Genomic DNA, 10,994 nt, shown 5'->3' on the forward strand with positions numbered 1-10,994 from the left:
GCCTATTCCAGCCAGTAGAGGATGCGTCCGCAGTTCTCGCAGGTAATGACTTCGGCGTCCTCCCGCCCGCGGGCAGCGAGCGAGGTCGGAAGACGCATGAAGCACCCCAGGCAGGTGTCGTCCTTCACCGGCACGATGGCGCGTTTGTAGCGAGCTTTGAGCCGCTCGTAGGTTGCGTAGAGCGGCTTTCCAATTTTCTCCCTGAGCTCCTCGCGTGCCTTTTCCAACTTGTCAAGGGAGGGTGTCTCAAAGCCCAGTTGCTTGACGTCCTCCACTTCGCGGATCATCATGTCCAAGTCTTGCAAGGCCACCAGGAGCTCCAACTGCTTCTTGACCATCACTCTTCTCCCTTGATGACGGCGACGAATTCCGCAAAGCTCTCCGCCGCCAGTAGGCGCTTACGATTCTTGCTCTCGTTGACCAGTTCCACCAGTCTGCCCAAGGCTGGGAGGTAGCGGCTGTTCAACTCTTGCGGCGGGGCCAGCACCATGAAGAACAGCTGGGCCGGCTTACCGTCGATGGAATCAAAGTCGATGGGGGCCGCGCTCCTGCCGAAGGCAATGCTCACGTCGGGCACGGCAGTGGATCTCCCGTGGGGGATGGCTACCCCCTTGCCGATGCCGGTGCTGCCCAAGCTCTCGCGCTTGTGCAGCATCTCGAGGACGATGGCCCGATTCCTGATTAGCCCCTCCCGCACAAAGGTATCCAGGAGTTCTTCCAGGACCTCATCCTTGTTCTTTGCCCGCATCGGCACTATGAAACGCTGTTCAGAGAAGAGCCGAGCCAATTCTTCGCGCGTCATTCCTTAACCTCCTCGGATGGGGACAGCTGCAGGGGCTGGTCGTCTTGGCGCTCGGCGTCGATGACTCTCCGCACCGCCGGGACGATAAAGACCTGGTCGAGCTCAAGGCGGCTCAACTCGCGGGCGATGATGCGGATCTTCTTGCGGGTCGGCAGTGCTGCATTGGCAATGAGCAGGCGTTGGTCGTCCACCCGGCACAGACCGCCATCAAAGTCGCCCTTCTCGTAGCGCAGCTGGATACCCAATTGCGCCACTACCTCTTCCAGGGAATGCAGCAAGTCCTGATCCTTCATGGTCCTACAGATACCGGTCGAAATTGCGGCGACGCATGGCGTCCACCAGCTGTTTGACCTCTTGGGAACGCTGACGTGGGCAGATGAGCAGCGCATCCTCGGTGTCAACCACCACGAGGTCGTTGACACCCAGCAGGGCAACCAGCTTGTTGGGCGCCCACACGTAGCAGCCGCGCGCCTCGTAGCTGGCCAATTCCCCTTCGCTCACGTTGTCCTGGTGGTCGCGCCGCCCCAGCTTGTAGACTTCATCCCAACTGCCCACATCGCTCCAGCCAAAGTCGCCCTTGAGCACCACGATGTTGTCGGACTTTTCCATGACCCCGTAGTCGATGGAGATGCTGCGCGTCTGGCGGTAGACGCGCTCAATGACCTTTCGCTCCGTCTTCTTGCCGAGGTGGCGGTCAATCTCGCACAGCCCCTCATAAAGCTCCGGCAGCTTGCTTTCGATCTCGGCAAGGATACGGCTCACTTTCCAAACGAAAATGCCACTGTTCCACAAAAAGTCGCCACTGGCCAAGAACTGCTGCGCGTATTCCAGAGACGGCTTTTCGGCGAAAGTCTTGACGGCATAGCACGACACCCCGGCGAGCCTCTGCAGTTCAGTGGTTTCGTGCTGGATATACCCATAGCCAGTGGCCGGATAGGTGGGCTGAATGCCGATGGTCACCAGGCAGTCGCGGGTGCGGGCGATGATTTCTGCCGCCTTCAGGACTTTGCGGAACGCCCGTTCCCGCGCCACCACATGGTCGGCAGGCATGGCGACCATCACCGCCTCGGGATCTATGCGGCGCAAATAGAGGGCGCCCAAACCGATGCACGGGGCGGTATCCTTGCCGCGCGGCTCGGCGATAATCTGCTGCGGCGACAGCTCAGGCAGTTGCTGGGCGAGGATCTCGCGCTGTGCCTCCAAGCAGATGACGAAGATCTTGTCGCAGGGCACCAGGCCGGAAAGTCGTGCTATGGTATCCTGGATCAGCGACCGCTGCCCGAAAATGTTCAACACCTGTTTCGGTCGGCGCATGCGGCTCCGCGGCCAAAAACGCGTGCCTACGCCCCCGGCCATGATGAGAGCAAACATGCGGTCATGCCTCCTGAAGGCAGATAAGAATCATCTTCGCTCGGGCACAAAAAAAACCACGGCGTCTGCCCTGCACCTGAGCAGGGCCGCCGTGGTTGTCAATCACGGTTCACTGGAGCTCATCGATGTGAGACTGATGCCTCGCCCACCAACGGCTGCTGTCATTCTCGGATCAAGCGGCTCGTGTGTGTCGCCCCACGTGCTTACTCTGGGCACCACTGTTCATCACAAACTTGCGGGCTTCAAAGGAGTTGTTCGATCCTGTCCACAATGCGCTGTTTGGAAATAGAGCCCACAAGCTGGCCGGCCACCTTGCCATTCTTGAAGAAGAGCACGGTGGGGATCATCGCCACGCCAAAGCGGCTGGCGAGCCGGTTGTTCTTCGTGACGTCCACATTTCCCACCTTCACCCTACCGTTGTACTCGTCGGCCACCTCGGCAATGACCTGTGCCACCGTGCGGCACGGGGCACACCATTGCGCAGAAAAGTCCACCACCACGACCCCGGGGGCGGACGTCACCTGCTCACCAAAGTTTGCTTCGCTTAGCTCCAGTAGCTGGCCCATGCACGTGCTCCTCCTCTTTCGCACAAAAGTGGCATGCTAAAATATCACTCCCGCGCAAAAATAGCAAGGACTTTTTTCCCGTCAACCGCTCTTTTGTGGGAGGTTCAGCACCAGGAGGCGTGGCTCGGTCATCTCCTCGATGGCATATTTCAGCCCCTCGCGACCAAAACCGGAGTCCTTGACGCCGCCGTAAGGCATGTGGTCGATCCGGAAGGTGGGGTAGTCGTTGACCACCAGCCCGCCGACCACGATCTCGTCGTGCGCTTGCATGATCAGACGGATGTCGTTGGTAAAAACGGCCGCCTGCAGACCGAAGCGGGACTCGTTCACTGCCGCCACGGCCTCGTCGAAAGTCTCGTACGGATCGACGGTAACAATTGGCGCAAAGACCTCCTCGCTGCGCACCTTCATGTCGGGCGTGGTCTTGGTCAGCACGGTGGGCTCCAGCATCGCCCCGTCGCGCTCACCGCCGGTCAGCAGTTGCGCGCCAGCCGCCAAGGCCTCTTGGATCCACTGCTGCGCGGTGATGGCCGCCTGCTCGGTAATCATCGGCCCGCACACTGTGTCCGGATCGGCCGGGTCGCCCACCATGGTCTTGCGCGTCGCCTCAAGGAGCCGTTCAGTAAAGCCATCGAAGACGCGTCGGTGCACGAAAATGCGTTGCACGGCGATGCACACTTGCCCCGCATAAGCGAAGCCTCCGAGTGCCAGCCGCGACGCGGCAAAATCCAGGTCCGCGTCCTCGTGGACGATGGCGGCGGCATTTCCGCCAAGCTCTAAGGTCACCTTCTTCTTGCCGGCCAGGCTCTTGAGCCGCCAGCCAACTTCGGCACTCCCCGTGAAGGTGAGCATCGCCACGCCGGGTTCGGTGGCCAGTATCTCGCCCACCTGTGCCGGACAAGGCACGACATTGAACGCACCGGGCGGCGCCCCAGCGGCGGTGACAATCTCGCCCAGCTTTATGGCAGTCACTGGCGTGAAGGACGAGGGCTTGAGCACCATGGTGTTGCCGGAAGCTAAGCAAGGTGCCAGCTTGTGACACACCAGGTTCAGCGGAAAGTTGAAGGGCGAGATTGCCCCGATGACGCCGATGGGGTACCGGCGCGTGTAGCCGAAATGCCCCTTGGCCGTTGGCAAAAGGTCCAGGGGGATCACCTCCCCGGCGATGCGCTTTGCTTCCTCGGCAGCGACGGTGAAGGTGTAGATGGCCCTGTCCACTTCCCCTTGGGCGAAGCGTATAGGCTTGCCCGCCTCAGCGACGATGGTTTCGGCCAGCTCCTTGGCCCTTTTGCGCATGCCGGCAACAATCCCCTGCAACAGGGCCACCCGCTCGTACGGTGGCATGCGGCGCGTGGTGTCGAAGGCGCGTCGCGCCGCAGCTATGGCTGCAGAAAGGTCAGCCGGTGAACCGCGCGCCACCGCGGCTATCCGCTGGCCAGAAAACGGGTTGGTCACGGCGAAAGTGTCTTTCCCCTCCCGCCATTCGCCGTCGATGAGCATACGGTAGCGTTTGGCCATGGTCATCCTCCCTCATGCCAGGTGCAGAGCCGGCGCAAACACGCCGTATTTTACGACACCGCACGACAATTGTCAACTGTTTTTTTCGAAAAGAAAAAGGCCGCCGGCTGACCAGCGGCCTCATGGGGCGCACTTTCCACACGGCCTCGCCAGGCGATCACTCCACCACCACAGCGGTGCCGTAAGCGAGAATCTCGGCGGCAGCCGACATGACCATCGAGGTGCTGAAGCGAACGCCCACCACTGCGTTGGCCCCCAATGCTTTGGCCTGCTCGACCATGCGGTCCACGGCCTGCTCGCGCGCTTCGGACAACATCTTCGTGTAGTCGACGATCTCGCCGCCAACCACGTTGCGCAGCGCCGCCATAAAGTCGTGGCCAATGTGGCGGGCGCGAATGGTGTTGCCGCGCACCAAGCCCAGGTAACGAACCACCTTCTTGCCAGCAATGGTCTCCGTTGTGGCAATGTACATATTTCTTCCTCCCTCACCTCAACGTACAAAGCGGTACCGGTCCCGTTTCCAGAAGTACAGGCGCTCGCGGACGACCGACAGCAGAAGCAAAACGAACCCCGCGATGGCGGCCAGGATAGCGACCTTCAGAGAGATCGCCAACGAGGGGTCGCGAATGAGACTTTCCACTGCCTTAAACCCCGCGAAGATGAGCAGGGCAGCAGCGCTCACCGCCAGCAGCACCGCGCCGAGGCCCCGCTCGATGCGATTGTACACCCGCGACCAGTACTCCTGCCAGATCCTGCTCTCTGGTTCCATGAGCGTCACTCCTTCCGTCACCTCTTTCAGTTGCCTGAACCCCTCCAGCTCCTTGGCACAGGCGTAACACCTTGCCAGGTGGCGCTCGAGGTCTATCTTCTGAGCCTCTTCTATCTCCCCGTCGAGAAGGGCCATCATCAGCGGCCTGGCCTCCTCACATTTCATGCGGATCACCTCCTTGCTCCCGCTCCAACAGCGCCTTGAGCGCTCGCCGGGCGTGGTAAAGCCGTGACATCACCGTACCCAGTGGTAAGAAAAGGAGCGCAGCCATCTCCGTGTACGACAACTGCTGGAAGTGGCGCAACACGATGATCTCCCGGTACTTGTCGGGCAGGCGACCTATGGCTCGCCACACGCGCTGCGCCGTCTCGTTGCGCTCGACGATCACTTCCGGATCATAGTCCAATTCTGTAGCCACGTCGAGTTCGCCGTTCTCCACTTCCTCCAGTGCCTGGAGGCGCTGTGCCCGCCGCGCGCGCAGGTGGTTGAAGCAGAGGTTGCGCAACAGCTGGTAGAACCAGGGCAGGAACGGCCTTTCTGGGTCAAACAACCGAATGTGCTGGTAGGCCCTGACAAACGCTTCCTGTGACAGATCCAGAGCGTCGTCATGGCAGCCGACCAGGCCCAGAGCAACGGAGTAGGCCAGGCGCTGGTAGCGCTCCACCAGCACCCTGAAGGCCCGAGCATCGCCCCTTTGACAGCGCACCACTGCCTCACGTTCCAGGCGGCGCGACTCAGGTAGAGCAGTGTCCGTAGCTACTTCCATTGCCCACCAAATATACGCAAGGCCTTTGCCATTTATTCAGTCGCTGCAATATACGCCAGCTGAGGGCAAATCGCAAGAAGGATTTTGCTTTCTTGTTGACAAAGCGCTTTTTTCTTCCTATATTTCCAGCGCCATTTCTGGCAAGTCAGCGGAGAGTTGATGACCGATCCACGCGTCGAGAAGCTCGCACAGATCCTGGTAACCTACTCAACCCGCCTGCGCCGGGGGGACAAGGTGCTCATCGAAGCCGTGGATGTGCCTGCTGAGGCGGTCATAGCCATTGCACGTCGCGCGGCTAAGGCTGGCGCCCAGCCCTTTGTCATCACCAAACAGAACCCCATCCTCCGCGAACTCTATGCGTTGGCCACCGAGGAGAGCATGCGCTTGATGGGGCAGGTGGAGGCGACGCTCATGCGGGAGATGAACGCCTACATCGCCCTGCGCGGCAGTCACAATGTGGCTGAGCTTTCGGACGTGCCGGCGGAGAAGATGCAGCTTTACCAGGCTCACTGGTGGAAACCCGTGCACCAGGAAATCCGCGTGCCCAAGACGAGATGGGTGGTTTTGCGCTGGCCCCACCCGGCAATGGCACAGCTGGCCCACATGTCCACTGAGGCGTTTGCTGACTTTTTCTTCCGCGTGTGTACGCTCGATTACCGCCGCCTGTCGCGCGCCATGGAGCCCCTGCGCGAGTGGATGCAACGCACCGACATGGTCGAGATCAAGGGCCCTGGCACGGCACTCCGCTTCTCCATAAAGGGGATGCCGGCGGTCAAGTGCGACGGCCGGCGCAACCTGCCCGACGGCGAGCTGTTCACTGCTCCGGTGCGCGACTCAGTGGAGGGCACCATCCGCTTCAACACGCCGTCGCTGTTCCAGGGCACGCTCTTCCAGGACGTCAGGCTGCGCTTCCGCAAGGGCAAGATCGTGCAGGCCACGGCCGACAAGGGCGAGCGATTGAACCAGATTCTGGATAGCGATGCGGGGGCGCGCTATGTGGGCGAATTCTCCTTCGGCCTCAATCCGCACATCACCCGCCCAATGCTGGATACCCTGTTTGACGAGAAGATCGCCGGCTCTTTCCATCTCACCCCTGGCTCAGCCTACGAAGAAGCCGACAACCGCAACCGCTCGCAAGTGCATTGGGACATGGTCATGATCCAAACCCCAGAATTCGGCGGCGGAGAGATCTATTTCGATGGCACGCTGATCCGCAAGGATGGGTTCTTCGTGCCCGAGGACTTGCAACCTTTGAACCCGCCTCACTTGCGACGCTGAACGAAGACGCGGCTGGCAGAGCATGAGGAGCCGACGGGTACAAGTGGAACCACAGGGACGGCACTGGGTCGAGGTTTTTTTTGCGGGCGTCATTATTCTGGCACTTCGCCCGTTGGCCGATGGTGGAATGACGGACAGTCAAGCGGTGCAGAAGCTCAGAGAGCAAATCGCAGCTACGGAGCGAAGGTTGCGCGGCACCTTCGGCATCGCCTGGAAGGACCTGGACACAGGAGACACCTTCTTGTACAACGCGCAGGAGGTGATGCATGCCGCCAGCCTCATGAAAGTACCGGTCATGATCGAAGTCTTCCGCCAGGCAGAGCAAGGGCGTTTCCGGCTGGGGGACTCCCTCCTCCTACGCAACTCCTTTCGCAGTATCGTCGACGGCTCGACCTACTCTCTGCGCGCGACAGCTGAGAGCGACAGCTCCGTCTACGCACACCTCGGTGGCAAGATGACCATCCGCGACCTGGTCCACCACATGATCACTGTCAGCTCTAATCTCGCCGCCAATCTGCTCCTTGAGCTGGTCGGGCCGGAAAATGTCACCGCCACGGTGCGGACCCTGGGCGCCTCCCACACCCAGGTGCGTCGCGGCCTGGAGGATCTGAAGGCCCATCAGAAGGGGATCAACAACGAGACCTCTGCTTTTGACATGATGCTGCTCCTCGAAGCCATCGCCACCGGCAGGGCAGCAAGCAAACCGGCCTGCGAACAGATGATGGAGATCATGTTTCAGCAAAGGCTCAGGACCAAGATACCCGCTCTCCTGCCGGACAGTCTCAAAGTGGCGCACAAGACCGGCTCGATTTCGCGCATTGACCACGACGCCGGCATCGTGGTGTCGCCCAGCGGCAGGCGGTGCGTGCTCGTGATCATGAGCAGAGGGATTAGCGACCACAAGCGGGCGGCGCAGGGGATCGCCACACTATCCCGTGCCCTCCTGCAGACGATGCAGTTCATCTAAGCATGGAGGCCTGTATGTTGGAGGAGTTCCGCAATCAGCAGTACACCGATTTTTCTCTGCCAGAGAATCGCAAGGCGCAGGAGGAGGCCATTGCGGCGGTGGAGCGCCTGGCCGACCGGCAGTACCCGCTGTTCATCGACGGCAAAGAGGTGATTACGGCCAAGGTGAAACCGTCGTTCAACCCCTCTGACAAGGACCGTCAGGTGGGGGCATTTTGCCAGGCGGGCCAGAGAGAGGTGGACATGGCCATGGACGCAGCCTTGCGCGCCTTCGAGTCCTGGCGGTGGGCGGAGCCACAGGAGCGCGCCATCGTCCTGCTCAAAGCCGCCGAGCTCATGAAGCGCCGCCGCTTTGAGCTGAACGCCTGGATGATTCTTGAGGCAGGCAAGAACTGGGTCGAGGCGGACGCCGACACCGCAGAGGCCATCGACTTCTTGGAGTTCTATGCCCGCGAGATGCTCCGCTACGGCGCCACACAGCCGGTAACGCCGGTCAAGGGTGAATTCCCGCAGTTGGTGTACATCCCATTGGGCGTCGGGGTGGTGATTCCGCCCTGGAATTTCCCCAACGCCATCCTCACCGGCATGACCTCGGCCGCGATCGTTACCGGCAACACCGTGCTCCTCAAACCGGCCAGCGATACACCGGGCATCGCCTATCAGGTGGTGGACATCTTCCGCCAGGCAGGCCTGCCGCCTGGCGTGCTCAACTTCATCCCAGGCAGTGGGGCGGAGATCGGCGACTACCTGGTGCAGCACCCAAAGACCCGTTTCATTTCCTTCACGGGCTCCATGGAGGTGGGCTTGCGCATCAACCAGCTTGCGGCCACGCCAAGCCCTGGCCAAATCTGGATCAAGCGCGTGGTTGCGGAAATGGGTGGCAAAGACACCATCGTGGTGGATACCGATACGGACTTGGAAGCCGCAGCCGACGCAGTGACCGTGTCTGCCTTTGGCTATCAGGGGCAAAAGTGCTCGGCGTGCTCGCGCTGCGTGGTTCTGGCGGACGTCTACGATCGATTCGTGGAGCTGCTCAAGGCGCGCGCGGAGAAACTCACCATCGGCCCGACCAAGGACCCGGCCAACTACCTCGGGCCGGTCATCAACAAGGCTTCGGAGGAGAAGATCCTCGAATACATCGAGATCGGCAAGAGGGAAGGCAAGTTGGTCACCGGTGGCAGCAAGGCGCCGGGCAACGGCTACTTCATCAGGCCGACGATTTTCAAGGACATTCAGCCGGGCGCGCGGCTGGATCAGGAGGAGATTTTCGGGCCGGTGCTGGCGGTGCTCAAGGCCAAGGATTTTGCACAGGCCCTGGACCTGGCCAACAGCACGATCTACGGCCTCACCGGTGCTGTCTGGACGCGCGACCGCTTCAAAATCGCTGAGGCAAAGCAGCGCTTCCACGTCGGCAACCTGTACATCAACCGGAAGTGCACCGGTGCGCTGGTGGGTGGACATCCGTTCGGCGGCTTTAACATGAGCGGCACCGACTCCAAGGCCGGCGGGCGGGACTACCTGCTGCTCTTCTTGCAGGCCAAGTCCATCTCCGAGAAGCTCGGTTAAAGGTCCTTGCGGAAGCGCGAGGGAGGTTGGCCGATTGCGGGCAGTGGTAATCCAAGGGCCAGGGCGGGTAGGCGTCGAGCAGGTGCCGCCACCCGCGCCTGGCCCTGGCGAAGTGCTCATTCGGGTCAAGGCGTGCGGCTTGTGCGGCACCGACGTCCACCTGTACCGCGGCGAGTACCTTGGCTCCTACCCTCTCATTCCAGGCCATGAGGCAAGCGGTGAGGTGGCAGGTGTTGGCCCCGGGGTCACAGGGCTTGCTCCTGGCGAGCGGGTTGCGCTGGAACCCAACATCTCCTGCGGGAGCTGTCGCTTCTGCCTGACCAACCAGCAGAACTTTTGCCACAATTGGTCGGCGGTGGGCGTCACCCGGCCGGGAGCCATGGCGGAGTACGTGGTGGCTCCCGCGGCCAATTGCTTCGCCATCGGCGACCTGGCCTATGAGGCCGCTGCCTTCATGGAACCCCTCTCCTGCGTCTTGCACGGCCTGGACCAGGTGAGCGTCGAGCCGGGTGACCGCGTCCTGCTCTTCGGCGCAGGACCCATCGGGCTGCTTCTGATTCAAGTGCTCATGGCCTTGGGCGCCAGCCAGGTCACCGTAATCGAGCGCAGTCCGCGGCGGCGGCAGTCGGCTGCACAATTGGGAGCCTCTGCTTTCCCGGCGGTGACTGAGCAGTTGGCCGAGCGGGCTGCTGCCGACGAATTCGACTTGGTCGTCGAGGCGACGGGGGACCCCGGTTTGATCGGCGAGACGCTCCGCCTGGCGCGCAAAGGAGGGCGCGTGCTCCTTTTCGGCGTACCGCCCGCAAGCAGCACTGCGACCATCGAGCCCTTCCTCATCTTCCGGAAAGGGCTGCGCGTGGTCGGCTCCTACACGTCGCGCCGCAACTCCATAGCCGCGCTCCGGCTGCAGCAGGCCGGTCGCGTGCGCACAGAGGGGCTTGTCACCCATCGCCTCCCGCTGGAGAAGTTTGCGGAGGGAGTAGCGCTGTTGGACAACCCGGAGCAGGTGCTCAAAGTCATGTTTCTGCCCGAAACCTGACCACCTTTGGACGGCAAACGCAGGACTTGATGCGAGGTAAGGGAAACAGCAGGACACTTGCGATGAAGAAATCGACTCAACAGAAACTGTCGCGCGTGGAGGAAATCGCCCTCCGCGAAAGTGGCCAGGAGCTGTGCTATCCGCCCACGGAAAAGATCGGTGTCATCGTCGTGCCGAACTTTCCGAGCTTGGGAAGAGTGGTTGCGTTGCGCTTCTTGGAATGGGCACAAGCCAACCCGGGCGGAGTCGTGTCGCTCCCCACAGGCAAGACCCCTGAGTATTTCATCAAGCATGTAACGCGTTACCTCAACACCTGGACCCGGCCGGAGACGCAGAAAGAGTTAGAGGCTGGC

14 protein-coding genes are annotated in these 10,994 nt (G+C 61.4%); 5 read left to right on the forward strand and 9 right to left on the reverse strand.

What is annotated here, in order from left to right:
- Positions 1–2: 2 nt before the first annotated feature.
- The 9 genes from H5U38_08230 to H5U38_08270 all read right to left on the reverse strand — a co-directional run bounded on the left by H5U38_08230 (position 3) and on the right by H5U38_08270 (position 5,792).
- Positions 3–338 (reverse strand): hypothetical protein, encoded by a 336-nt coding sequence (locus H5U38_08230; protein MBC7187005.1) that lies wholly within the window; start codon positions 336–338, stop codon positions 3–5.
- The gene (locus H5U38_08235) at positions 338–802 is read right to left on the reverse strand and encodes a PTS sugar transporter subunit IIA (protein MBC7187006.1); all 465 of its coding nucleotides are present in this window, start codon (positions 800–802) and stop codon (positions 338–340) included. The genes H5U38_08230 and H5U38_08235 overlap by 1 nt, the downstream gene beginning before the upstream one ends.
- Positions 799–1,095, reverse strand: a complete 297-nt coding sequence (locus tag H5U38_08240; GenBank protein MBC7187007.1) for a hypothetical protein — start codon at positions 1,093–1,095, stop codon at positions 799–801. Before H5U38_08240 ends, H5U38_08235 begins: the two co-directional genes overlap by 4 nt.
- Positions 1,096–1,099: 4 nt before the next feature.
- Entirely contained in the window at positions 1,100–2,173 is a 1,074-nt protein-coding gene (locus H5U38_08245; protein MBC7187008.1) for a mannose-1-phosphate guanylyltransferase, read from the reverse strand.
- A 242-nt stretch (positions 2,174–2,415) separates the two neighbouring features.
- Positions 2,416–2,739, reverse strand: a complete 324-nt coding sequence (trxA, locus tag H5U38_08250) for a thioredoxin (protein MBC7187009.1) — start codon at positions 2,737–2,739, stop codon at positions 2,416–2,418.
- 81 nt (positions 2,740–2,820) lie between these two features.
- Positions 2,821–4,257, reverse strand: coding sequence for an aldehyde dehydrogenase family protein (locus tag H5U38_08255; GenBank protein ID MBC7187010.1), 1,437 nt, complete (start codon positions 4,255–4,257; stop codon positions 2,821–2,823).
- Between the two features lie 157 nt (positions 4,258–4,414).
- Positions 4,415–4,729, reverse strand: a complete 315-nt coding sequence (locus H5U38_08260; protein ID MBC7187011.1) for a YbjQ family protein — start codon at positions 4,727–4,729, stop codon at positions 4,415–4,417.
- Between the two features lie 18 nt (positions 4,730–4,747).
- The gene (locus H5U38_08265; protein ID MBC7187012.1) at positions 4,748–5,191 is read right to left on the reverse strand and encodes a zf-HC2 domain-containing protein; all 444 of its coding nucleotides are present in this window, start codon (positions 5,189–5,191) and stop codon (positions 4,748–4,750) included.
- Positions 5,181–5,792, reverse strand: coding sequence for a sigma-70 family RNA polymerase sigma factor (locus H5U38_08270; protein MBC7187013.1), 612 nt, complete (start codon positions 5,790–5,792; stop codon positions 5,181–5,183). Before H5U38_08270 ends, H5U38_08265 begins: the two co-directional genes overlap by 11 nt.
- Positions 5,793–5,951: 159 nt before the next feature.
- Between H5U38_08270 and H5U38_08275 the strand changes: the two genes are divergently transcribed.
- The 5 genes from H5U38_08275 to H5U38_08295 form a co-directional block, all read left to right on the forward strand.
- Positions 5,952–7,070, forward strand: coding sequence for an aminopeptidase (locus tag H5U38_08275; protein MBC7187014.1), 1,119 nt, complete (start codon positions 5,952–5,954; stop codon positions 7,068–7,070).
- Between the two features lie 127 nt (positions 7,071–7,197).
- The gene (locus H5U38_08280) at positions 7,198–8,037 is read left to right on the forward strand and encodes a serine hydrolase (protein ID MBC7187015.1); all 840 of its coding nucleotides are present in this window, start codon (positions 7,198–7,200) and stop codon (positions 8,035–8,037) included.
- Positions 8,038–8,051: 14 nt separating this feature from the next.
- On the forward strand, positions 8,052–9,602 hold the full coding sequence (pruA, locus tag H5U38_08285) for an L-glutamate gamma-semialdehyde dehydrogenase (protein ID MBC7187016.1): 1,551 nt from the start codon (positions 8,052–8,054) through the stop codon (positions 9,600–9,602).
- Positions 9,603–9,636: 34 nt separating this feature from the next.
- Positions 9,637–10,641 carry a zinc-dependent alcohol dehydrogenase family protein gene (locus H5U38_08290; protein MBC7187017.1) on the forward strand — a complete coding sequence of 335 codons (1,005 nt, stop codon included), beginning with the start codon at positions 9,637–9,639 and terminating at the stop codon, positions 10,639–10,641.
- A gap of 62 nt (positions 10,642–10,703) precedes the next feature.
- Positions 10,704–10,994, forward strand: a 291-nt coding sequence (locus H5U38_08295) for a glucosamine-6-phosphate deaminase (protein MBC7187018.1), incomplete at its 3' end; no start/stop codon positions are given.

It is taken from the genome of Calditrichota bacterium (genome assembly GCA_014359355.1).
Lineage (GTDB): Bacteria > Zhuqueibacterota > Zhuqueibacteria > JANLFK01 > Oleimicrobiaceae > Oleimicrobium.